Source organism: Amycolatopsis sp. Hca4, assembly GCF_013364075.1.
In the GTDB taxonomy this organism is placed as follows: Bacteria; Actinomycetota; Actinomycetes; order Mycobacteriales; family Pseudonocardiaceae; genus Amycolatopsis.
Genome location: NZ_CP054925.1, coordinates 5,601,424 through 5,624,647 on the forward strand (window position 1 = coordinate 5,601,424; position 23,224 = coordinate 5,624,647).

At 70.7% G+C, this 23,224-nt stretch carries 18 protein-coding genes; 3 read left to right on the forward strand and 15 right to left on the reverse strand.

Going from position 1 to position 23,224, the window contains the following annotated elements; all coding sequences use genetic code 11:
• The first annotated feature begins 45 nt into the window (after positions 1 to 45).
• Complete coding sequence (locus tag HUT10_RS24565; RefSeq protein ID WP_176173359.1) at positions 46 to 1,527, forward strand: right-handed parallel beta-helix repeat-containing protein; 1,482 nt, start codon at positions 46 to 48, stop codon at positions 1,525 to 1,527.
• A gap of 199 nt (positions 1,528 to 1,726) precedes the next feature.
• Here HUT10_RS24565 and HUT10_RS24570 read toward each other — a convergent pair whose 3' ends face one another.
• From HUT10_RS24570 to ddaH, 15 genes are all read right to left on the reverse strand, one after another.
• Complete coding sequence (locus HUT10_RS24570) at positions 1,727 to 2,356, reverse strand: maleylpyruvate isomerase family mycothiol-dependent enzyme (protein WP_254897012.1); 630 nt, start codon at positions 2,354 to 2,356, stop codon at positions 1,727 to 1,729.
• 192 nt (positions 2,357 to 2,548) lie between these two features.
• Positions 2,549 to 3,196, reverse strand: coding sequence for a phosphatase PAP2 family protein (locus tag HUT10_RS24575; RefSeq protein WP_176173360.1), 648 nt, complete (start codon positions 3,194 to 3,196; stop codon positions 2,549 to 2,551).
• Positions 3,193 to 4,362: a glycosyltransferase gene (locus tag HUT10_RS24580; protein WP_176173361.1), complete on the reverse strand. Its 1,170-nt coding sequence runs from the start codon at positions 4,360 to 4,362 to the stop codon at positions 3,193 to 3,195. The genes HUT10_RS24575 and HUT10_RS24580 overlap by 4 nt, the downstream gene beginning before the upstream one ends.
• Entirely contained in the window at positions 4,359 to 5,627 is a 1,269-nt protein-coding gene (locus HUT10_RS24585) for an O-antigen ligase domain-containing protein (protein WP_254897013.1), read from the reverse strand. The genes HUT10_RS24580 and HUT10_RS24585 overlap by 4 nt, the downstream gene beginning before the upstream one ends.
• 1 nt (position 5,628) lies before the next feature.
• Positions 5,629 to 7,155 (reverse strand): right-handed parallel beta-helix repeat-containing protein, encoded by a 1,527-nt coding sequence (locus tag HUT10_RS24590; protein ID WP_176173362.1) that lies wholly within the window; start codon positions 7,153 to 7,155, stop codon positions 5,629 to 5,631.
• A gap of 9 nt (positions 7,156 to 7,164) precedes the next feature.
• Entirely contained in the window at positions 7,165 to 9,300 is a 2,136-nt protein-coding gene (locus HUT10_RS24595; RefSeq protein WP_217709642.1) for an alginate lyase family protein, read from the reverse strand.
• Positions 9,301 to 9,565: 265 nt separating this feature from the next.
• Positions 9,566 to 11,743 (reverse strand): bi-domain-containing oxidoreductase, encoded by a 2,178-nt coding sequence (locus HUT10_RS24600; protein ID WP_176173363.1) that lies wholly within the window; start codon positions 11,741 to 11,743, stop codon positions 9,566 to 9,568.
• Positions 11,740 to 13,650, reverse strand: coding sequence for an asparagine synthase (glutamine-hydrolyzing) (gene asnB / locus HUT10_RS24605; RefSeq protein ID WP_176173364.1), 1,911 nt, complete (start codon positions 13,648 to 13,650; stop codon positions 11,740 to 11,742). The genes HUT10_RS24600 and asnB overlap by 4 nt, the downstream gene beginning before the upstream one ends.
• Before the next feature lie 31 nt (positions 13,651 to 13,681).
• Positions 13,682 to 15,448 carry a Wzz/FepE/Etk N-terminal domain-containing protein gene (locus HUT10_RS24610; protein WP_176173365.1) on the reverse strand — a complete coding sequence of 589 codons (1,767 nt, stop codon included), beginning with the start codon at positions 15,446 to 15,448 and terminating at the stop codon, positions 13,682 to 13,684.
• Complete coding sequence (locus tag HUT10_RS24615; RefSeq protein ID WP_176173366.1) at positions 15,445 to 16,803, reverse strand: exopolysaccharide biosynthesis protein; 1,359 nt, start codon at positions 16,801 to 16,803, stop codon at positions 15,445 to 15,447. Before HUT10_RS24615 ends, HUT10_RS24610 begins: the two co-directional genes overlap by 4 nt.
• Positions 16,804 to 16,912: 109 nt before the next feature.
• A complete protein-coding gene (locus HUT10_RS24620; RefSeq protein ID WP_176173367.1) occupies positions 16,913 to 18,094 on the reverse strand; it encodes a glycosyltransferase family 4 protein in 1,182 nt (393 codons plus the stop codon).
• Complete coding sequence (locus HUT10_RS24625; protein ID WP_176173368.1) at positions 18,084 to 19,394, reverse strand: nucleotide sugar dehydrogenase; 1,311 nt, start codon at positions 19,392 to 19,394, stop codon at positions 18,084 to 18,086. The genes HUT10_RS24620 and HUT10_RS24625 overlap by 11 nt, the downstream gene beginning before the upstream one ends.
• A gap of 194 nt (positions 19,395 to 19,588) precedes the next feature.
• Complete coding sequence (locus tag HUT10_RS24630) at positions 19,589 to 20,284, reverse strand: glycoside hydrolase family 75 protein (RefSeq protein WP_176173369.1); 696 nt, start codon at positions 20,282 to 20,284, stop codon at positions 19,589 to 19,591.
• Positions 20,285 to 20,480: 196 nt separating this feature from the next.
• Positions 20,481 to 21,140, reverse strand: a complete 660-nt coding sequence (locus HUT10_RS24635) for a polysaccharide deacetylase family protein (RefSeq protein ID WP_176173370.1) — start codon at positions 21,138 to 21,140, stop codon at positions 20,481 to 20,483.
• 82 nt (positions 21,141 to 21,222) lie between these two features.
• Positions 21,223 to 22,059, reverse strand: coding sequence for a dimethylargininase (gene ddaH, locus HUT10_RS24640; RefSeq protein ID WP_254897014.1), 837 nt, complete (start codon positions 22,057 to 22,059; stop codon positions 21,223 to 21,225).
• Between the two features lie 74 nt (positions 22,060 to 22,133).
• On the opposite strand from ddaH, the gene HUT10_RS24645 reads away from it, so the two are divergent.
• Both HUT10_RS24645 and HUT10_RS24650 read left to right on the forward strand, forming a co-directional pair.
• Entirely contained in the window at positions 22,134 to 22,580 is a 447-nt protein-coding gene (locus tag HUT10_RS24645; protein WP_033261465.1) for an Lrp/AsnC family transcriptional regulator, read from the forward strand.
• Positions 22,581 to 22,648: 68 nt separating this feature from the next.
• Positions 22,649 to 23,209, forward strand: coding sequence for a dihydrofolate reductase family protein (locus HUT10_RS24650; RefSeq protein WP_176173371.1), 561 nt, complete (start codon positions 22,649 to 22,651; stop codon positions 23,207 to 23,209).
• Positions 23,210 to 23,224 lie beyond the last annotated feature (15 nt).

Here is a 23,224-nt window from a genome sequence, read left to right on the forward strand (position 1 = left end):
TTGAGGGTGACTGTTTTCCGGCCCGATCGTGCGTAACTTCCTGCCATGGGCAGATCTCGTGCGGTTCTCGTCGCTGCTTGCTCGCTCCTGATCGCCGTGGCGTGCCCGGCGGTCGCGGGCGCCGCCGACGGGCCCGCTCCGGTGTGCGGCCACCAACCCGCCGAGAACGCGCAACCACCCTCGGGAGCGGTCGCCGTCGACCCGGCCGTCGACGGCGACCTTGCGGCCAAGACGGCGGCGCACCCGGCGGGCACGACGTTCTGGCTCCGGCCGGGCACCCACACCCTCGGAAAGGACGAGTACGGCCAGGTCGTCCCCAAGGACGGCGACGTCTACCTCGGCGCCCCGGGCTCGGTGCTCGACGGCCGCGGCGTCAACCGGGCCGCCTTCACCCAGCGGGCCCGCGACGTGCAACTCCGCGGCCTCACCATCCGCGGCTTCGCCGCGTTGCAGGACCAGGGCGTGGTCAACCACGACTCCGGCGACGGCTGGCTGATCGAGAACACCACCATCGAGGACAACGCGGGCGCGGCGCTGATGGCCGGCGCCGGCCAGGTCGTGCGGCACAGCTGCCTGCGCAACAACGGCCAGTACGGGCTCAACGCCTACCAGGCGGGCGACGGCATCACCGGGCTCGTGCTGGAGGGCAACGAGATCACCGGCAACAACACCGGTGACTGGGAGGCCAAGGTGCCGGGCTGCGGGTGCAGCGGCGGCGCCAAGTTCTGGGCCGTGAACGGGGCCGACATCCGCGGCAACTGGGTCCACGGCAACCACGGCGCCGGACTGTGGGCCGACACGAACAACAACGACTTCCTCGTCGAGGACAACCTGTTCGAGGCCAACGACGCCGAGGCGCTGTTCTACGAGACCAGCTACAACCTGGTGCTGCGCAACAACACCTTCCGCGGCAACACCCTGGTCCAGGGCCGCGCGTTCGCGGCCCGCGGCGACAACTTCCCGGCGGCGACGGTGTACCTGTCGGAGTCGGGCGGCGACCCGCGTGTGCAGGCTCGCACGTCGGCCGTCGACATCAGCGGCAACACGTTCGAGGACAACTGGGCCGGGATCACGTTGTGGGAGAACGCCGACCGCTTCTGCAATAGCCCGGCCAACACCTCGACGGGCTACTGCACCAAGACGGCGGCAAAGTCTTCGTGCACCGCGGGCACGATCGAGAAGGCCCCGGCGTACGACGACTGCCGCTGGAAGACGCAGCGGGTCGAGATCCACGGCAACACCTTCCGGTTCGACCCCGGCCGGGTGGGCTGCCAGAGCCTGTGCGGCCGGATGGCCCTGCTGTCGAACTTCGGGACGTTCCCGGACTGGTCGCCCTACAAGGGAACGGTCGTCGAAGAGGCCATCACCTTCCGCCAGGCCAACCGGTGGCACGACAACGTGTACTCGGGGCCGTGGACGTTCGTGGCGCATGACACCTCCAGGACGGTGGACGCTGCGGGCTGGCGGGCGAAGCCCTACTCGCAGGACGAGTGCTCTTCGTTCGGCGGTGGGCCCGCCGGCTGCTGATCACGAGCATGCCGACCCGGTCCGACAATTTCCACTGCCCCTTCGGATTTCTTCGCGAATTTCCGTTGCGACCAAAGGGAAAAGTCGCGAACGGAGAATTTCGGCAGGCACGTTCACCCTTTCCAGCGATGGCGTTCGCACGCATGTTCGGTACCGTCGGAGACATGACCGCATCGCTCGTCCACAGTGGACGAATTGTTCAGACCACGGTGAACCGGCTGCTCGGCTCACCCCGAAGACGCCCGGCGGGCAACCGCCGATTGCAGAGAACAAGGAGAAGATCCTGGGCCGCCCCGGCGAGCGGCGTACCGGTCCCGTACGCCCAGTCGAGGTCGTCGGCCCGCAGGGCGATGCCGGCGAGGTCGGCACCGAAGTACTTGACTTGCTTCGGCTTCATCGCGGCGAAAATGGCTTCGAGGCGCTCCAGCGGCACCCGCCGGTCGAGCTGGAGAGCGGTCGTGATGTCGAGGCCGTGGATGATGTCGTGGCTCAGAGCGCCCTCGGCACCGCCACCCGGCGGCCGCCACGGGTGGTCGGCGTTGTCGCGCAGCGAGGCGATCAACGCGTCGCGGGAGAGTTCGGCGGCATCGCGCCGGGCGACACGGTCGGCCATCGCGTTGAAGCGGCCGCCGGAGCGCGCGAGTTCCCGCACGAACCGCCCGGTGGAGAACCGGAAGGGCATGGTCATGTGGGCCACCACTTCGGCCACACCCCAACCGGCGCACAGGGTCGGCGCGCTCCAAGCCGGCGGCGGCAGCTCATCGAGCAGCGCGGCCAGCTCCCGCCGCTCGGCAGCGATCAGACGTTGGATCATGGGGATCTCCTTCACCGGTAGGTCACCCACCGACGAACGACATCCGCTGAAACCGACACCACCCGGGAACGATCTTCCGGGAGCTTCCGGCCCGGTGCGGCCATCCCAGAGGCCCCGCCCAGCTACCCAGTGGGAGCTAAGCGGTCACCTACGCGCACAGGAGCCACCGAACACGACCGGCCGGGCCCACGCAGCCGGAGCTCCGCTTCAGAGCCGATCAGCCACCCGATCCAACGCCCATGCAGTCGCCGGCACCGCCGCCAGCGCGGCACAGAACCCGCCGAGCGCATCCGTCGGGTAGTGCGCGCCCAAGGCGACCTCAGCCCACCCCATCACCAGGCCGGCCACCAACGCCAACCCCAACGCGAGCACCACCCCGGCCGCGCGTCCCAGCCCCAACCGTTCGGCCAGCACCAGGGCGATGACCAGCGCGAGCGCCGTCGCCAAGGCCGTGTGGCCGCTCGGGTACGACAGGAACTCGCCGTGGATCATGCGGCCGACCACCGGCTTCAGCACGGTCGTCACCGCCACCGTCACCACGACACCGACCACGGTCAGCACCGCCGCCCGGACCCGGTGGAGCAGCCAGCACACCCCGGAAAGGAGCGCGATCAGGATCACCGACCCCACCGGTTCGCCGCCGAAGTCGACGACCAGGGCCACGTACCGCCACGGCGCCTGGACCGGGTAGACCGCAGGAAGGAGGGCCGCGTCGATGCCGGTCAGGCTCGAATCGCGGAAGTGCAGGATGCCGAGCGCGACGAGCACCGCCGTCGCGAGGGCAGCCGTCATCGCCAGCGGGGCGCGCAACCCGGCCGGCAGGGCCGGGGGCGCCGTCCGGACCAGCTGCCTCACGCCTCGATCGCCGCCTCGTACCCGGCGATCAGCCGGTCCAGGCCGACAGCGGGCGTGAAGTCCTTCTCGTACCGGACACGGGCCGCGTCGCCCATGTCGCCGTTGCGGTCGCCGACGACCTCGCGCAAGCGGTCCGCGAGGGAGGCAGCGTCGTTCGGGACATGCAGGAGGCCGGTCACGCCGTCTTCGACCAGCTCGGGGAAGGCGCCGTGCGCGGCCGCCACCGTCGGTACGCCGGCGGCCATGGCCTCGACCACCACCAGGCCGAAAGCTTCCAGCCACGTCGACGGCGCGACCACCGCCACCGCGTCGGCGGTCAGCGCGCGGCACTCCGCCTTGTTCTGGAGGCCGACGTACGAGACGTCGGGACGGCCGGCCGCCCAGGTGGCGACCTCGTCCTGCATCGGGCCGGTGCCCGCGATGACCAGCGGCACCCCCAGTGCGCCGCCGAGGTGCTCCCAGGCCCGCATCAGCAGGCCGACACCCTTCTCCTCGGTGACGCGGCCGAGGAACAGCACGTGCTTGCCGGCACCGGTGCGGCGGACGCCGGGGTCGGTGACGAAGTTGTGCTTCACCACCATTCGCTCGCCGGGCATCCCGGCCGACACGAGGAGGTCACGTTGGGCCGCCGAAATGCAGAAGAACCGGGACACGCCCGTCCACCACCGGCGCCGGTTCGCGACCATGCTCGCCGCCATCGGGAGGGTGGCCGCGCTCGAACCGCGGTAGCAGCCGTGCTTCACCGCCGGCAGCGGTGAGCCGCCGACGCACTCGGTGCAGATGTGGCCGTCGCGGTGGAGCGTGCCCGGTGGGCAGACCATCGTGTAGTTGTGCAGCGTCGCGACCGCGGGCACCCCCGCGTCCGCGCACGCGGCGACCACCGAGGGCGACAGCAGCGGGAACGTGTTGTGGATGTGCACGACGTCCGGGCGGGACGCCCGCAACCGGGCGGCGAGTTCCTTCCGCACCGCCGGGTTCCACGGCACCATCAGCGGCACCGCCGCCTTGCGGGGCAACGGCATCGCCGCGATGTCGTCGCTGCGGCGTTCGAACAACGACACCTGGTGGCCGCCGTCGGCGAGCAACGTCACCTCGGCGTCGACCACGTTGTTCTCACCGCTCGGCTGCTCGGAGCGGTACCGGTTGTGGACCACGAGCACCTTCACGCGCCTGCACCTCGCACGTCTGCCCCCTTCGCCGGGATGAATGCTTGTTCGTCGGACTGCGGCACCCCGCGGACCAGCAGTGACGCGGCGACCGCCAGGTGCAGCAGGTACGGCGACGCGTCGCCGAGACCCGCTTCGGTGTAGGAGGCCGAAATGCAGTAGGTGATCAGGAAGATCGCGCACGCGCGAGCCAGAGAAGGCGGCCGCAGCACGGCCACCACGACCAAGGTAAGGAGGAAACCCGCGACCAGCGCGATCCCGACGAAGCCCTGCTCGTGGTAGATCGCGAGCCAGCTGTTGTCGATCGGGAGACCGTCGTAGGACTTGTCCGTCAGCCCGACCCCGAAGATGTACTCCAACGTCGTCCGCGGGGCCTCCAGCAGCGCGTCCCACACCTTCGCGCGGCCGGTCAGGCTGGAGAAGTTGTCGGCGCTCTGCCCGCGGAGGAACCACGTCTGCAGCGCACCCGCCAGCACCACGCCGGCCACGCCGCCGACGCCGACCGTCCAGGCGAACACCTTCCTCGCCCGGGCGCTGGTCAGCACCATCGACAGGAAGGCCACCGCGAGGCCGGCGACCAGGCCGAGCGTCGCCGTGCGGGTGTGCGTGAGCAGCAGCAGCGCCAGCACCGGCAGCACGATCAGCACCGCGCTGCGCCAAGTCGTGCGGCGCCCGAACCAGAGGAGGAGCGTGAGCCCGGCGACGACCGCCGCGTACTGGCCGATCTGCGGCGGGGTGAGCGGCCAGATCGCACCCGAGAGGCGTCCGCCGTAGATGTCCGGCATCGCGTTGCCGGGCGAGATCACCAGGCCGATCGCCACCGACGCGAGCACGATCGTGTACGTGCGGATGTGGTAGCGGACGAAGCTGAACCCGCCGTCCCACCAGCGGGTCAGCAACCAGAGCGTGGAGACGAACACGGTGAGCCGGAAGCACCGGAACAGCGCGCCGAAGCCCTCCTGCAGGTCGGCACTGGACAGGATGCTGGCGCCTAGCAGGGCCGTCAGCAGCATCAGGTACGCGCTCGGGCGGACCCGCAGGTGCTTGTTGAGGGCCAGCGCGATCACGAACGCCGTCATCAGCGAGCCCATGGTGACCAGCTGGCTGACCGAGCGCGGCAGCGGGATGACCGTCTTCGCGCCGGTCGAACCGAGCGTGTTGAGGATCAGCAGCGCCCACGCCAGGCCGGCCCACTTCGGCGTCGACGAGGCGGGTTCGGGCGTGGCGTCGCCGCGGAGGCCGGCCGCTCCGGTGCTCGCGGTCATGTCAGCCTCCGCCCTGCGCGGTGAAGGTGCTCCCGCTGTCCTGGGAGTAGGGCGCGCCTTCCCACTCGCCGATCTCGAGAATGCGGTCGGCCGAGAAGGCGATGAACGTCCACGGGCCGGCGTAGCTGTTGTCGTGCCAGCGGTTGTCCTGTTTGAACGTGATCGCGTCCTGGACGTCGTCGCCGCGGTAGGGCGACCACTCCGGGTAGGTGCCGAAGTTCGACAGCAGGCCCATCCGGCCGCAGGAGGCCTGGCAGCCCACGACCGCCGGGTCGAGGACGAACTTGTTGTCGTGGATGTCGACGTGCTGGGTCTTCCAGCGGCAGTCGGCCAGCAGCGGGCCGCTGGTGATCGCCGGGGCCGCGCACTGCTTGACGACGGGCACCAGCCGGGTGCAGTCGCCGGAGGAGGTGTTGGCCGGGCTGTTGCAGAACCGGTCGGCGTTCTCCCACAACGTGATCCCGGACCAGTTGTTCTCCAGGTAGTTGCGCGAGATCTCGATCTTCGCGGTGCGCGCCTTGATCCGCGGCTCGCCGCCGGACTCGGAGATGTAGACCGCCGACGTCGGGAAGTTGTCGCTCTTGTCGGCGTAGCGGCGGCCGTCGACCCAGTTGTTCTTGCGGATCGTGTTGTCGCGGATGATCGCGTTGTAGCTGATCTCGTAGATGAGCGCGGCGCTGTCGTTGTTCTCGATGAGGTTGCCCTCGATGAGGAAGTCGTTGTTGTTCGTGTCGGCCCAGAGCCCGGTGCCGTGGTTGTCGTGCACCCAGTTGCCGCGGATGTCGGCGCCGTTGACGTCCCAGAACTTGATGCCGCCGCTGCAGCCGCAGCCCTCGATCTTGGCTTCCCAGTTGCCGGTGTTGTTGCCGGCGATCTCGTTGCCCTCGACGACGAGCGTGGTGATCGGGGTGCCGCCGGAGTAGGCGTTCATGCCGTACTGGCCGTTGCGGCGCAGGCAGTTGCCGCGCACCTGTTGGCGCGCGCCCGCCATCAGGCCGGCTCCGTCGTTGTCCTGGATGGTCGAGTGCTCGATCAGCCAGCCGTCGCCGGAGTCGTGGTTGACCACGCCTTCGTCGTGCGGGGCGGCGAAGCCCTGCACCGTCAGGTAGGTGATCTTGACGTTGGCCGCGTGCCCGGTGAAGGCGTACTGGTTGATCTTGCGGCCGTCGAGGACGGCGCCGGGGGCGCCGATGTAGACATCGCCGTCCTTGGGGGACACCTGGTCGTACCGGTCGTCGCCGAGGACGTGCTTGCCGGGCTTGAGCCAGAACGTCGTGCCGGAGCCGGCCGAGCGCGTCTTCGCCGCCAGGTCCCCCGGAACGGCGGGATCGACGACGACAGCCCCGGCCGGCGCGGCCGACGGACCGGCAGGCTGCTTGTCACACACGGCGGCGACCGACCCGCTGGGAGCCGCGGTGGCCTGGCCGGCGCCATCGGTGTCCGGCCCGCCCGAGCACGCCGCGACCGCGAGGAGGACACCGAGCAGCGGCGGAGCTGCACGGCGGAAACGGAAGCGGCGGGCTGTCACAGTCGGGTCCTAACTGAAGCGGAGCAGGGTGGTGAGGTGTCCGGGCGCCCCGGAGCCGACGAGCGTAGTGGCGGGTTCCTTGCGCCCGAACCCCGCGGAGTACCACCCCAGCGGCGGTTCGGTCTCTCCCCGGTGCACGGTCCAGCTGAGCCCCGGAGGCAATTCCATCACGGCGGTCCGCACGACACCCGCAAGCGAGCCGGAGACCCGCCCGGCAACCGGATCACCGACGACGGCACCAGACCGGCGATCACCGGCCACGGAACCAAGACGGGCGGCCCCCTCGGCGGAGCCGGACCGGCCACCGGCAGCCGGGGAATCGAGCCGGCTGTCTCCGGCCGTCGAGCCGAACCGGTCCTCTTCCACCGCTGCGCCGGGTGCGGTTTCGGGGCCGGCCGTCCAGCGGAGGCGGGCTGTGGTGCCGTCCAGCATCACCGTCACCGTCGGGCCGAAGTGGAATGCCAAGCGCGCCTCGCCCGGGATTTCCTCGCCCAGGACCTCGTCGACGATCCTCAGCACCTCGCCGTCCAGCTCGACCGTGCGGCGGTGGAGGGCCGGGGCGTAGCCGTCGTGGGCGGCCGACCACCTGCATGGGCCCTCGTCCGGCGTGTGGACCTCCAGGACCCTCGTCTCCGCGTGGCGGGTCCACAGGAACGGGCCGCCCGAGGTCGACTGGTCGCGGCCGGCCAGCTCGAGCGTGTTGTGGCCCAGCGTCGAGCGGAAGTACGACCGCCACTGCGGCTCGCCGTGGTAGCAGAACGTTCCCGGGTCGGCGAGCACGTCCACGCCGTCGTGGCGGACCTCCAGGGACAGCGCGTCCGCGTGGGCGTGCGCCGCGATCGACAGGAAGCCGTGGGGGCCTCCGTCGCAGCGGACCCACACCGGGCCCAAGCGGAGGATCGTCATGCCCGCGTCGCGCAAGTGCGCCGGACGGCGGCCCGCGCGGGCGCCCGTCGCCCGCGGGGTGCGCGACACCAACGCCGCCAGCAGCGGGGTCCGGACGTCGTCGCCGGGAACCGGTGGCCACCACTCGAGGCGGCCGAACAGCGCCTCGCCCGACGCCAGCAGCGAGGCCCACCGGTCGGTGGCCGTGCCGTCGACGATCAGGCCGAAGCCGTCGTCGGCGTCGCCCTGGCGGGGCGGGCGCAGCTTGTCGTCCACAATGGACGCCAGCGCGTCGGTCATCCGGAGCAGGACGTCCCACGTCGAATCGGGCGCCGGTGTGCCCGCGGCGTCGGCCTCGACCGCCGCCGCCAGGCCCAGCTCCAGCACCAGGCCGTGGTACTCGGACGCCAGTTCCGCGTTGAGCCCGCTCGGGAACGTGTTGCGCGCCAGCTGCACGTCCAGCGAGCGCATCGCCGCGGCTCGCCAGCCCGCCGACTCCGGGAACCAGCCGAACGCGCACGCCGCGGCCAGCAGCCCGGCGTCCTCGGCGATGACGTGGTTGTTCGCCGACGAACCGTGGCTGCGCAGCGTCGCGAGCCAGTTCTGGTGGTGCCACAGCTGCAGCTGGAAGTCCGGGTTCTGCTCGAACAGCTCCGCCGCGCCGGGCCAGCCGTCGAGCAGCCGGCGCGTCCAGACCCACGACAGCAACCGGATGCCCAGCTCGATGCCGCTCACCCAGTGCGGTCCCCGCAACGGCGGATTCGCCGCCCACCAGGACCGCAGGTGCTCGGCGACGCGCTCGGCGTACGCCGGAGAGCCGGTCACCGCATAAGCAGCGGCCAGCACGGTGAGGTGCTGGTGGCGCGACGGCTCCCAGATCTGCTTGATGTCACCGACCGTGTCTTCCGACCGGTAGGGCACGTCGAAGGCGTACACGTCCGACGGCGCGCGGCGGCCGGTCTTCGGGTCGAGGAACCAGTCGGGCGCCGCGAAATCCGTGCGCTCGACGCCGAAGAACTCCGCCCGGCCGGCCATCAGCTCGTCGGCGGTGGTCAGCAGCTGCGAAACGGCCTCGCCGGACACCTTGCCCAGCACCCCGGCCGGCAGCGCCGCGGTGAAGCGCGGGTGCGCGGGCCAGTCCGGCGGCGTCGGCAGCGCGGACCGCCACTGCCGCTGGACAACGGCATGCCGCGCGCGCCCCACGACCTCCGCCGGCCCCATCCGGGACAGCCGCCGCAGGTACCAGCCGGGACCCATCATGGCCGCGCACCTGCCTCCACCAGCAGCACCGGCCGCCCCGAGACGGCCGACGCCCGCCCGACCGACGCAGCACCCCGCATCGCCGAGCGCCGCCCAGCCGAACCATCCGACGCCCGCCCGACCGACGCAACACCCCGCATCGCCGAGCGCCGCCCAGCCGAACCATCCGACGCCCGCCCGACCGACGCAGCACCCCGCATCGCCGAGTTCAGCCGGGCCGACCCGGCCGGCTTCACCCAAGCCGACCGGTGCTGTACCACTCCCGTCATGCCGGGGCACCGGCCTTCCGCGGCAGCTCGATCCGCACCGGGGCCGAGTTCGCCGCGCTCGTCTGGGCGGCCAGTGTCGCCAGCGTTGTCGCCGCCAGGGATTCCACCGGGATCGGCATCGGGGCTCCCGTCCGGACCGCCTCCAGGAACGCGTTGACCTCCGCCGCCTGGCCCTTGTCGCGGCCCTTCGGGATTCGGGAGCTGGCCCACTTCTTGCGGGCGTACACCGATGCGCGGAAGAAGTCGTCGAACTTGAGGACCTTTCCGTCCGCGACGACGTCCAGCGTCTCCTTCGGGAAGCCCGACGAGCCCGTCTCCGCGTACGTGATCACCGCCGTCGAGCCGTCCTGGTAGCCGAGGGTCACCTGGAGGTCCCCCGTCGCGTACACCGAGACCGGGTCGGCGTCGAGGAGCCAGCTCACCGTGTCGATGAAGTGCCCGCCTTCGCCCGCGAAGCGCGAGCCCTCCGAGTCCGTCTGGTTGTACCAGCTGCCGTGGTCCAGGCGGCCCGCGTTGACCAGGTAGCGCACGCTCGCCGGGCCGACCCGCGGGCCGAACTGCTCACGGGCCTCGTGCAGCAGCGGGGCGAACCGGCGGTTGAAGCCGACCTGCAAGCGGTCGTTGCCGGACTCCTCGATCGCGTCCAAGACCTTCTGCAGCTCCGCTTCCGACAGCGCCAGCGGCTTCTCGACGAACACCGTCTTGCCCGCCAGCAACGCCTGCCGGGTCAGCTCGGCGTGCGAGCTGTGCCTCGTCACGACGAACACCGCGTCGATCGACGAGTCGCCCAGGACATTGTCGATGTCCGTCGACGCCGCCGCGAAGCCGAACTTGCGCCGGGCGTTGGCGCCGGACAGCGCCGATGTCGTCGCCACGTGCTTGAGCTCCACGTCCGCGCGCTCCACCAGGTGCGGCAGCAGCATCGACGACGCGTAGTTGCCCGCCCCGATGAAGCCGAGGCGCACGGGCTGGCCCGCCGGGAGCGCAGCCGCGGACGACGACGTCAGCCCGACGCGCGCGGACGTGACCACCGGTTCCGTCCGGGCGACCGCGTCCGGGTAGCGGAACAACACCGCCACCGCCTTCAGCGCGCCCTCGTTCAGGGACTTGTAGGTGTCGACAGCAGAAGAGAAGTCCGAGACGTGCGTGATCAGCGGCTCGACGTCCAGCCGGTCGCGCGCGATCAGGTCCAGCACGCACTCGAGGTTGCGGCGCTCGGTCCAGCGCACCTGGCCGATCGGGTAGTCCCGCCCCTCCAGCTCGTACGACGGGTCGTAGCGGCCCGGCCCGTAGGAGCGCGAGAACCGGACGTCCAGTTCCTTCTCGTAGTAAGCGTTCCACGGCAGGTCGAGCTTGCACTTGCCGATGTCGATCACGCGGCCGCGGTCGCGTGACAGCTTCGCCGCCAGCTCCACCGGGTCGTTCGTGTTGCCGCCGGCCGCCAGGTACGTCTGGTCGACGCCCGCGCCGTGCGTCAGCTCGTCCACGGCCGTGTCCACGATGCCGGACGCCGGGTGCGCGCAGGTCAGCGCGCCGAGGCTCTCGGCGAGCTTGCAGCGCTCCGGGTCGGGGTCGACGCCGACCACGCGGACGCCGGACGACGTCAGCAGCTGCACCACCAGCTGGCCGATCAGGCCGAGGCCGATCACCAGCGCGACGTCGCCGATCTGCGGCTCGCCGCGGCGGACGCCCTGCATGGCGATCGACCCGACCGTGCCGAACGCCGCGTGCCGCGGGTCGACGCCGGCCGGCACCGGCGAATACAGGTTCTTCGGCACCCAGTTCAGCTCGGCGTGCAGCGCGTGCTCGTTGCCCGCGCAGGCCACGAGGTCCCCCACCGCAACGTCGGTGATGCCGTCGCCGACCTGCTCGACGACGCCGCACAGCGAGTACCCGAGCGGGGTGTAGGAGTCCAGTTTGGACGTCACCTTGCGGTAGGTCGCCGAAAGGCCGTTGGTGGCGACGCTCTGCATGACCTTCGCGACCTGGTCGGGCCGGGCCTTCGCCTTGCCCACCAGCGACATGCTGGCCTCGGACACCTTCATCATCTCGGTGCCGGTCGAAATCAGGGAGTACACCGTCCGCACCAGCACGCCACCCGGCTTGCAGGCCGGTTCGGGCACGTCGAGGAGCGCCAGTTCCCCGCTCTTGTAGTTCTGGACTACCTGCTTCACTTCGCTCCCGCTCCAGACATCGCGTTCCGGTACCAATACTCAAGAGTCAAGACGTGCCAGAGGTGCTTGCCGCGGTCTTCCTGGCCGGCGGCGTCCTCGGCGACCATCCGCTGCAACGCGTCCCGCTGCAGGAAGCCGGACGAAACGAGGACACCCTCGTTGACGACCTCGCGCACCAGCGGCGCCAGGTCGCGGCTCATCCAGGCCCGCAGCGGCGCGCTGAACAGGCCCTTCGGCCGGTGCACGATCTCGCTGGGCAGGATGTTCAGCGCCGCGTTCTTCAGCGCGACCTTGCCCGCGCGGCCGACGATCTTCTTGTTCCCCGGGATCTTGAACGCCGCCCGCACGACCTCGACGTCGACGAACGGCGTCCGCACCTCGGTCGACGCGGCCATCGTCGAGCGGTCGGTGTAGGTCAGGTTCAGCCCAGGCAGGAACATCCGCGAGTCCGCCAGGCACATCCGGTTGACGAAGTCGTCCAGTGCCTGGTCGTGGTAGGTGTCCGCGTGCTCGGTCAAGACCGAATCGACGTCAGCGGCCAGGTCCGGGTTGACCAGGCCGAGCAGCTCCGCGCGGTCGTACATCGTGTAGCTGCGCCGGAACGCGGTCTCCTCGGGCAGGCCCGCGAAGGACAGGAACCGCTTGGCGAACCGGACCGACCGGTACCCGCGCGTGGCCGACGCCACCGGCAGCCGGTCCACAATGGACTCCACGGGACGGCGGACGGCGCCCGGCACCTTGTGGTAGCGCAACGCGATCAGGTTCGCGAGGTGCTTGCGGTACCCGGCGAACAGCTCGTCCGCGCCCATCCCGGACAGCATCACCTTGACGCCGGCCTCGCGCGCGGCCGAGCAGATCAGGAACGAGTTGATCGCCGCCGGGTCACCGATCGGCTCGTCGAGGTGGTAGGTCATCTTCGGCAGCAGGTCGAGCACCTGCGGCGCGATCTCGATCTCGTGCAGGTCGACGCCGAACTTCTCCGCCACGATCCGCGCATAGCGAAGGTCGTCCGGCATCGCCTCGAACTTGGCGTCCTCGGCCCGGAACCCGATGGTGTAGGCGGAGATCCCCGGCTGCGACCGCGCGGCGAGCGCCGTCAGGTAGCTGGAGTCCAGGCCGCCCGAAAGGAACGTCGCCACCGGGACGTCCGAGAGCAGGTGCTTGGCCGTCGACTCGGCGATCACGGCGTGCAGGTCGACCTCGCCGTCGAAGGCCGCGCCCTCCTCGGCGACCTCCCGCAGCGACCAGAACCGGCCGCGGTCGACCTGGCCGTCCGGCCGGCACCGCAGCCAGGTGCCCGGCTGCAGCTTCTCCGCGCCCTGGTAGGCGCACCGGCTGTCCGGCACCCAGTAGTAGAGCAGCGACGCGATCAGGGCCGCGTTGTCGACCTGCAGCGACCCGCCGAGTTCACCGGCGAGCGCCTTGAGCTCGGAGGCGAAGGCGACCCCGCCGTTCCGCTGGACGAAGAACAGCGGCTTGATGCCCAGCTGGTCGCGGACCAGGAACAGCTCGCCGGTGCCCTCCTCGAACAGCGCGAAGGCGAACATGCCGCGCAGCTTGGGCAGGCAGTCCGTGCCCCAGCGCCGCCACGCCTGCAGCAGCACTTCGGTGTCGGACGTGCCGCGGAAGCGCACCCCGGCCGCGGACAGCTCGGCCCGCAGCTCGGGCGCGTTGTACAGCTCGCCGTTGTAGCTCAGCGCGAGCCCGTCGAGCACCATCGGCTGGGCGCCGGTCTCGGACAGGTCGATGATCGACAGCCGCCGGTGGCCCAGGTGCACGGAGCCGGGGCCGGCGGCGTGGTCGTAGCGGCCGGAGCCGTCCGGGCCGCGGTGGGCCAGCGTCTTGGTCAGCCGGTCGGTGAGCGGCCCGCCGTCCGGCCAGAGGTAGGTGCCTGCGATGCCGCACATGGAGTGCGTTCCCCTTCGGTCGCGGCGCGGGTCAGGAGACCTCCGCGCTCTTTTCGGGTTCGAGGTCGGCGTCGAGATCGCCCTTGTGGCTCGGTTCGCCGTGATCGCGCTTGAACGGCGTCGGCCGCTTCGGGGGCTTGACCGGGGCGAATTTCTTCGTCGGCGCGTTCAGGTGGTCGGGAACGCTGACGCTGCCCGGTGGCGGCAGCGGCGAGGCCGGCGGCCTCGGCGTGGTGAGCGCGGGCGGGAGCACCGGCCGGACCGGCGAGAACCGCCGGGTCGGCGCTTCGGTGCGGGCGACGCGCTCGGCGACGCGGGCGACCAGCTCGTCCATGCGGTCTTCGCGCTCGGCCGGGGCGGGCGCCGCCGCCTTGCGGCCGCGGCCGCGCAGGGCCGTGTGCAGGCCGTCCCAGAGCGTGCCGTCGGACTTGTCGCGCGGGTCCGGGTCGACCAGCACGATGCCGAGGACCGGGATCTCCTGGTCGGCCAGCTGCCGCGCAACGGTGTGCAGCCACAGCGTGTTCGCGTGCCCGGCCTTCACGACCAGCACGGTCTCCTTGCCGAGGTGCTCCAGGTCGGTCCACGCCGTGCCCGGCGACACCGTGCCGACACCGACGCGGCGTTCCTCCGGCTTTGCGGCGGGATCGACGGCACCGACCACGGAGACGTCGCTCTTGGTCTCCGTGACCAGTTTGCGGACGTCCTCGCCCGGCAGGTCGTCGACGACGCTCGCGTCGCCCTCGGTGGCCAGCTCCGCGACGATGTCCAGGCTGAGCGCGGCGGCGACCTTCGGCGCGCCGAGCTCCAGCAGCGACACGCTGCGCGGGTCCTGCTTGATCAGGCGGACCAGCGTCGTGGCGACGCGCCGGCGTTCGGAGACCGCGCGCGAGCGCCGCCACAGCCGCGCGGGCCCGCGCAGCTTCGACGGCAGCTGGGCGATGACGGACGCCCCGAGGTGCGCCGAGATCTCCCGGCGCAGCACCGGCTTGTCGCGCGAAACCGCGCCGATGGCGACCAGCGCGAGCCCGAGGGCCAGGCCGAGCGCGAACCCGATGCCGGCGTTGGTCGCGGTGGTCTTGAGGAACGCCTTGGGCAGCACGCGGGCGGCGTCGACGATCTGGGTGCCCGCGGCGACCTGCGGGCTGCCGATGCCGGCCTGCTGGGCCCGCGAGGTGAAGTCCGAGATCTGCGCGGTGAGCGCGGCGCGGCGGCTGTACAGGCTTTCCAGGGTGGGCTGGCTGGCCTGGCGGCCCTTGCCCTCCTCGTCGACGATCTGCTGCTCGACCTTGCCCAGTTCGTCCTGGGCGTTCTTGCGCTGGTCGAGGATGGCCTGCGACTGGGCGGCCGCGGCCGCCTGGCTGCGCTTGACGTGGTCGGCGATGAACGTCTCGGCCAGCGCCTGCGCCCGCGCGACGGCGTCTTCGTTGGTCTTGGCCTTGACGGTGATCTGCAGGACGTTGTTCGTCAGCCCGAGCCCCGCGTAGTTCTTCATGAAGTCGTCGGGCGAGTCGGTGCTGCCCAGCTTCTTCAGCGCCGCCGCGGCGATCTGGGTCGTCTGCAGCACGGCGACGTCGGTGCGCATCAGCGTGCCGCTGTCGGTCGGCGAGTCGTCCTGGTGGACCACGATGACCTTGGCGACCGCGGTCGGCGGAGCGGGCAGCACGACCGCGAGCACCGCCCCGACGATCAGCCCGAGCAGCGCGGTGGCCAGCCAGAACCGCTTGCGGCGGCGGATCGCGACGAACAGGCGCTGGAGATCGACCAGCGGCGCCGCGGGGGTTTCGGGGGTTGTCGTCACGCCGAACCTGCCAGGGCTTTCTCGGGGGCTTCCGCCGCGGGTCCGGGTTTCTCCGGCTCGTTCGGCCGGACGGGGTGGGTGAGGACGGCGCCGACGACCTCCTGGCCGGCGTCGGCGCACGCTTCGGCGAGCCGGACGAGCTGCCAGGCGGTGCGCGTGCCGGCGCCGAGCACGACCAGGACGCCGGAGCTCGCGGTGGCGTCCGGCACCGTCGGCCGGTCGGGCGAGAACTCGAAGATCCGCAGCGGCAGCGACAGCCGGTCGGCCAGCTCGGCGAGCTGGCCGGCGGCCAGGCGGCCGGTCCGGTCGTCGTCGGCCACCAGCAGCAGGACGTCGGCGGGGCCGGTGGCCAGCCGGGCCAGCACCCGGCGGTAGCGGATGTCGCGGTTGACCTCGTCGGCCGAGGTCGCGACCGGCGGCAGCAGCCACGGCCGGTCCCCGCCGAGCAGGTGCCGCACCTTGCCGAAGAAGCCCGTGGCCGGGAGGCGGTCGCCCTGCGGGGTGGTGACGTCGACGCCGGCCAGGATCGGCGCGCCGAGCGCGGAGGCGATCTGCGGTTCCCCGCGCAGCCGCCGGTCGGTGCGGGCGGTGAACAGGTGGCCGAACACGCCGACCAGGAAGAACAGCACCGCGCCACCGACGACGAAGTGCGTCATCGTCGGCGCGGCAGGCGACGTCGGGCGCTGGGCGGGCCCGAGCACCACGGTGTTGCCGATGCCGCTGGCCAGGTCGGCCTGGTTCAGGTCGTTGATCGCCTGCTCCAGCGACGTCCTCAGGCCTTCGAGCTGGGTGCGGACCTGCACGCTTTCCACGGTCAGGCCGCCGCCGACGTTCTTGGCGAGGTCGCTGATCTTGTCCGTGGTGAGCTTGACCTGCTCGCGCAGCGACTCGCGCTGCTCCTGGGCCAGCTGCACCGAGGCGTCGGCGGAGTTGGTGGCCAGCTGCGTCGAGTACTTGACGTACTGCTGGGCGACCTGGTCGGCGAGCTGCTGCGCGTGCTCGGCGGTGTCGGCGGCGACGGTGATCGTCACGACGTTGCTCTGCGCCACGGCCGCGCTGACCTGCTTCTTCAGGTCGGCGCCGCTGGGGTGCCACGGCAGCATCGCGGCGGTGCGGTCGAGGACGACCGACGAGGTCGCGATCTCGGCCTGGGTGAGCAGCTCGTCGGCCTGGCGCGGGCCCTGGAGCAGCACACCCGAGGTCGTCTTGTAGCCGGGTGAGAACAGGATCGACGCTCCGGCGCCGACCAGCGCGCCCAGGACGGCGAGGGCGGCCAGCAGCCGCCACCGCCGTCGCAGGACCTGCCCGACCAGGGCCAGGCGCACCGTGTCGTCAGTCAACGGTGGGGTCTCCATTCCTGAGCCGGGTACGCCGAACGGGTTCAGTTGATCGGCCGGTTACCCCAACCGTCGTCGGACCGGGAGCATTGGTTACAAGTCCGGTGAGTTCTTGACCGAACGGCGATCAGGACTTCACAGCGTGCTCATACGCGGCAAGAAGGGACTTCGCGGAGTTCTCCCAGGAGAGCGGACCCGCCACCCTGGCCTGGCCGAGTTTACCCATCCTGACCCGCTCTTCCGGGTCGTCGAGCAGCTGGGCGACGAGCTTCGCGAACGCCGACTCGTCGTTCGCCGGGGCGTAGACGGCCGCTTCCCCCGCGGACACCCGCGCTTCCCGCAGCTCGAACGAGACGATCGGCTTGCTCATCGCCATGTACTCCATGACCTTGTTCATCGTGGAGACGTCGTTGAGCGGGTTCAGCGGGTCCGGCGACAGGCAGACGTCGGCGGTGGACAGGTAGCGGACCAGGTCCTCGTCGGAGATCCGGCCGGTGAACTCGACCTGGTTGGCCAGCCCGAGCTTCGCCGAGAGGGCGACCATGTCGTCGAAGGCGTCTCCGGAGCCGACGAACACCGCGTGCCAGTCGGTGCGGCCGACCTCGTCACGCAGCTTCGCCAGCGCGCGCAGGGCGTAGTCGACGCCGTCCTGCGGGCCCATCACGCCGAGGTAGGCGAGCAGGTACGGCTTGCCCTTCTTCAGTTCGGGTTCGGCAGGCACCTCGTGGAACCGCTCGACGACCGGGGCGCTGCGCACCACGAAGACGTCCTCGGGCTTCTTGCCGCCGCGGATCCGGGCGACCTGCTTGTAGCTCTCGTTCGTCGAGATGACGACGTCGGCGGCGCGGTAGGTGGCGCGTTCGAGCGCGCACACGCCGCGGTAGAGCAGGTCCTGCCCGCGGTCGAACCGCGACAGGTACAGCTCGGGGCACAGGTCGTGCTGGTCGAAGATGAACTTCGCGCCGGAGCGCTTCAGGTACTTCGCGACCAGGTACAGCAGGTCCGGCGGGTTGCAGGCGTGCACGACGTCGACCGGCCCGACCTCGCGGGCCAGCCGGAGCGTGTGCCACAGCGCGCTGCCGTACTCCTGCAGGTAGCCGGCCGGGCCGCCGGTCGCCGCCTTGAGCGGGTAGCGGTGGATGTGGACGCCGTCGACGACGGCTTCGGCCTCGGTGTCGCGTTTCGTGCCCTGCGGGCAGATCACGTGGACTTCCCACCCGGCGTCGCGCAGGGTCGTGGACTCCTGCCACACGCGCCGGTCGAAGGGGACGGAAAGATTTTCGACGAGGATGAGCGCTTTACCAGGCAAGGCCGGCGTATCCCTCTTCAAGGCGACGCTCGGCGGCGTCGGGCAGGCGGACGAGGTCGACGATCTCCCGGCCGTGCGGCAGGGCCGCCAGCACGTCGGGGTCCTTGGTTCCCACGAGCAGGACCTCGGCGTGGTTCACGACCTCGTCGACGGACCCGGCGAGCAGCTGGCCGAGGTGCGGCAGCCGGCTCTCGATGTACTCGCGGTTGGCGCCCATCAGCCGCGAGAGGCTGACGTTGGCGTCGTAGATCTTCAGGTCGTAGCCCTTGCCGAGCAGCCGCTCGGCCAGCTCGACCAGCGGCGACTCGCGCAGGTCGTCGGTGCCGGGCTTGAACGACAGGCCGAACAGCCCGACCTTCCGCTTGCCGGTGCGGGCGACCAGGTCGAACGCGCGCTGCAGGTGCTCGTCGTTCGACGCGAGCACGTGCGACAGGATCGGCACGCTGACGTCCGCCCGGTGGGCGGCGTAGACCAGCCCGCGCAGGTCCTTCGGCAGGCACGAGCCGCCGAAGGCGAAGCCGGGCTTCAGGTAGGCGGGGCTGATGTTGAGCTTGGTGTCGGCGAGGAAGACGTCGATCACCTGGTGCGAGTCGAGGCCCAGCGCGCGGCAGACGGCGCCGAGCTCGTTCGCGAAGCCGATTTTCAGGCCGTGGAAGGAGTTGTCGGCGTACTTCGTCATTTCCGCGACCGGGATCGGGACGCGGAACACCGGGCCGGGCAGCCCCTCGTACAGCCCGGCGACGGCGTCCCCGCTCGCGGTGTCGATCTCGCCGATGACCGTCTTCGGCGGGTCGAAGAAGTCGCGGACGCTGGTGCCCTCGCGCAGGAACTCGGGGTTCACCGCGACCCCGAAGTCGACGCCGGCGGTGCGGCCCGAGGCCTTCTCCAGGATCGGGACCAGCAGGTCGAGGCAGGTGCCGGGCAGCATGGTGCTGCGGAAGACGACGGTGTGCCGCTCGCTCTTCTTCCCGAGCGCCTCGCCGATCTCCTCGGCCACGCGCTCGAGGTAGACCGTGGACAGGCTGCCGTTCGGTGCCGACGGCGTCCCGACGCAGACCAGCGAGATCTCGCTGTCCGCGACGGCTTCCGCGACGTCGGTGGTGGCTCTCAGCGCGCCGCTCGCGACCACCTCGGCGGTCAGCTCGCCGATCCGCTCCTCGACCACCGGGGCGTTGCCCTGGGTGATCAGGTCGATCTTCACCGGGTTGACGTCCACGCCGACCACCCGGTGTCCCTGCCCCGCCAGGCACGCGGCGGAGACACAGCCGACGTAACCGAGCCCGAAGACACTGATCTTCACGCCAAAACCTCCGCTATTCCGCGCGACCCTCAAGTTGGTCGGCGGGCACCCCTGGATCGTTACCGCGGGGACGGCGAACGGGGGACGGCGTGAGACTGCGGTGAGACGCAAGGGTTTCGGGTGAGAACTGCGTCTCGATCCGGCGGCGAACCGTGGGTGTCGGCCACGGTTCGCCGCCGGATCGTGAATTGGTGTCAGTTGTTGTTCACGAAGGTGGTGGCGAGGCTTTGGCCCTTGCTGATCGCATTGGCGTGGTTCTCGATCGGCGAGACGGTCGAGTTCTTGAAGCAGATGTACGTCACGCCGGAGTCGGTGCCGCCGTTGGACGGGTCCGGGTTGATGCCGAGGTCCTTCGCCGTGGCGTAGGAGGCTTCGCCGATGATCTGCGACGGCCCGGTGTCACCGATGACCGTGTACTCGACCTTGCCGTTGTAGATCACCGCGCACGAGCCGCCGCCCTTGAGGCCGGAGGAGGAGTACTTCCAGATGCTGCTGGAACTCGGCACGACGATGTAGGGCAGCTTCGCGGCGTTGAGCGGTTTGCCGTCGGACTGGTGGAACGCGGTGTCGTCCTGGAAGCAGCAGTCGGTGTTCTCGTTGCACTGCGAGGTGCGCTGGCCGTCGCAGTCGATGTCCATGTCGGCTTTCCAGAAGACCGCGCCGTTGGCGTCGCAGATGGCGACCGTTTTGCTCGAAACGTCTTCGTCGGTCTTGTATTTGCCGTTGGAGATCTGCTTGCAGCCGGTGGTCTTGGCGAGCAGCTCGGCCGCGGTCGGGGCGGCCGCGGCGGTGGCAGGCTGGGCGGCCGGGGCGGGCGAGGCGGACGCGAGAGCGGACGGCATCACGGCCGCCGCCAGCGCGAGCGTCGCGAGCAGGATCAGTTTCCGCATTCGTGGTGCTCCCTTTAGTTAGGAAACTTTCCTTACGGCGGCGGGGCACCAGGATGCACTGCGGAGGCGGGCGCGTTCAAGACCTTCGGGTACGGGAATTTCCCATCAGGTGGCCGAAGTTGACGAAAAGGCTGCTCACCGGTCCGAGGCGCGCGGAACCGGTGAGCGGGATGTCCCGCTAACCGGGACCCCGCACTCAACGGGCGGTGCGGCGGAACAGCCGGTTCGTCCAGTGCGCGGCCCGGCGCCGCGAACCGGCGAGCACGCCGTCGAGCCAGTCGCCGTCGAGGTCGTGCGGGAGTTCGGTGCGCGCCTGCAGCCAGCCGTCGCGGCGGGCCGCCCCGCCGTCGCTGGAGTAGACGCGGGTGGCGCCGGCCTGCCGCAGCCGAGCGAGCACGCGCCGGTCGTAGGCGCCGAACGGCAGCGAATACCGCCTGACCGGCCGGCCGCACAGCTCGCCGAGCAGCTTCGGCGCGTCCTTCAGCTCGCGGTCGGCGTGCCGGTCGTCGAGCCGCCGCCAGTCGCGCGGCTCCCAGCCGTGCGAGCCGATCTCCATCCCGGCCCGGACGAGCTCGCGCAGCCCGTCGCGGTCGAGGTAGCCGCGCTGCCCGAGCCGGCCGGCGAGCGGGAAGAACTCCGCCGTCACGCCGCGCTCGGCCAGCCGCGGCAGCACGATCTCGACGTCGGACTCGTTGCCGTCGTCGAAGGTGAGGCGGACGTCGTCACGCTCCGCGGCCACGTCGAGCACCCGCTCGAACTGCTCGACGCTCAGCCAGCGTTCGTCTTCACCGGGGTCGAGCTGGCGCGCCGGCCTGCCCACCCCGTGCACGGCGAGGATCACCGTCACCTCTCCCACCGCCCTGCCACCGTGAGTAGTCGATTTGTTACTTCGATTAATCGCGGTGGCAAACGGGTGAGTTACAGGTTTTTGTCGTTATTCACCCTTTGCGGATTTCCAGCGTGCAGCACTTCGGGCCGCCACCGGCTTTCCGCAGCTCGGAGATGTCGACGTAGACCGGCTCGTAGCCACGGGCGGCGAGAAGTTCACCCAGGCGGGTGGCCTCGACGGGGAGGACGACGTTGCGGCCGTCGGACACGCCGTTGAGCCCGAAGCACTCGGCGTCTTCCCGGGTGGCGAGCACGGCGTCGGGGAAGAGCCGCTCCAGCACGCGGCGCGAGCCGGCCGAGAAGGCGTCCGGGTAGTAGACGATCTGCGCGCGGGTCGTGTCGGTCGCCTCGGCGAGCACGAAGAGCGCGGTGTCGAGGTGGTAGTAGCGCGGGTCGACCAGCTGCAGCGAGACGACCGGGACGCCGAGCACCTCCTGGGCCTCGGCGTGCGCGGCCGGGTCGGTGCGGAAGCCGGTGCCGGCGAGCAGCAGGGAGCCGGTCCAGGCGAAGTCACCCTCGGCCTCGTTGACCTTCTCGGGCATGGTGATGTCGCGGTAGCCGTGCTCGACGAACCAGCGGCGGAAGTGCTCGGCCTCGGCGGCGCGCTGCGGGGCGCGGAACCGCGAGCCGAGCACGCGGCCGTCGACGACGGTGCCGGAGTTGGCGGCGAAGACCATGTCGGGCAGGCCGGGCTGGGGCTCGATCTCCTCGACCGTGTGGCCGAGGCGGCGGTAGGTGTCGCGCAGCTCGGTCCACTGGGCGACGGCTTTGTCGGCGCTGACCGGCTGGGTGGGGTCCATCCAGGGGTTGATCACGTAGTCCACCGCGAAGAAGCGCGGCGGGCACATGAGGTATCGACGGGTGGTCGGTACGCGCATCGCCTGCATGATTGCAGGGTAAGGGGCGCCTAATCTCGCAATCAATCGCTGTTCGCTGCGCACATCTGTGCTAAATGTTGCGTGTGAACACCATCGACCAGCGAATCGTTTCGTGTCTCGTGGCGAACGCGCGCTCCAGCTACGCGGAGATCGGCAAGGTGGTCGGCCTGTCGGCCCCGGCGGTGAAGAGGCGGGTCGACCGGCTGCTGGAGACGGGCATCCTGCGCGGCTTCACGGCGGTGGTCGACCCGGAGGCGCTGGGCTGGGGAACGGAGGCGTTCGTCGAGGTCACGTGCCAGGGCAACATCACACCGGCCCGGATCCGCGCCCGGCTGGAGCCGCTGCCGGAGGTGGTGGCGGCGTACACGGTCTCGGGCGCGGCGGACGCGATCGTCCACCTCCGGGCGGCGGACATCCACCACCTGGAGACGGCGCTCGAGCGGCTGCGCGGGCTGGAGATCGTGGACCGGACGGTGTCGACGGTGGTGCTGTCCCGGCTGCTGGAGCGCCCGCCGACGCCGGAGCAGTGAGGGTGTCGGATCGGGACGGCGGCGTTCGTAGCGGAGGTGAGACCCGCTTACCGCTTCGAGGAGCTCCGATGACTTACACGTTCGACATCTTTTCGACGCTCGACGGCTTCGCCAACCACAACGGCGACTGGGGCGGCTACTGGGGCAAGCAGGGACCGGAGTTCCTGGCCCACCGCGCGGCGGCTTACCGCGGCCCGCTGCGCATGGTGCTCGGGGCGCGGACGTATTCGTCCAACGCGCCGTTCTTGGGCTCGGGCTTCGAGGGCGACGAGTGGATCAGGAGCATGTTCGGTGCACCGGTGACGGTGTTGTCCCGGCGGTTGACCGAGCCGCTCGACTGGCCGGGGACGACGATCGAGGCCGGCGATCCGGTCGAGGTGGTCAGGCGGCTGAAGGCGTCGTCGGAGGTGCCGCTGCGGTCGCACGGGAGTCTGATGCTCAACCGGGCGCTGTTGAACGCCGGTCTGGTGGACTTCATCGAGCTGACGGTGTTTCCGGTGCTTTCCGGGGAGACGGGGGTGGACCGGGTGTTCGACGGGGTGGCTGACTTCGATCTCGAGCTGGTCGAGACGCGGACGTTCGACGGGCACACGCAGGTGCTGACCTACCGCCCGACGCGGCACGGTTGACTTGTTCGGCCGCTG

Bases quoted from the DNA above. Each gene is read 5' to 3' on its own strand.
- HUT10_RS24565 (WP_176173359.1), top strand. From the start codon at position 46: ATGGGCAGATCTCGTGCGGTTCTCGTCGCTGCTTGCTCGCTCCTGATC.
- HUT10_RS24585 (WP_254897013.1), bottom strand. From the start codon at position 5,627: ATGACCGCGAGCACCGGAGCGGCCGGCCTCCGCGGCGACGCCACGCCC.
- HUT10_RS24595 (WP_217709642.1), bottom strand. From the start codon at position 9,300: ATGATGGGTCCCGGCTGGTACCTGCGGCGGCTGTCCCGGATGGGGCCG.
- asnB (WP_176173364.1), bottom strand. From the start codon at position 13,650: ATGTGCGGCATCGCAGGCACCTACCTCTGGCCGGACGGCGGGCCGCTC.
- HUT10_RS24615 (WP_176173366.1), bottom strand. From the start codon at position 16,803: ATGGAGACCCCACCGTTGACTGACGACACGGTGCGCCTGGCCCTGGTC.
- HUT10_RS24630 (WP_176173369.1), bottom strand. From the start codon at position 20,284: ATGCGGAAACTGATCCTGCTCGCGACGCTCGCGCTGGCGGCGGCCGTG.
- ddaH (WP_254897014.1), bottom strand. From the start codon at position 22,059: ATGCAGGCGATGCGCGTACCGACCACCCGTCGATACCTCATGTGCCCG.
- HUT10_RS24650 (WP_176173371.1), top strand. From the start codon at position 22,649: ATGACTTACACGTTCGACATCTTTTCGACGCTCGACGGCTTCGCCAAC.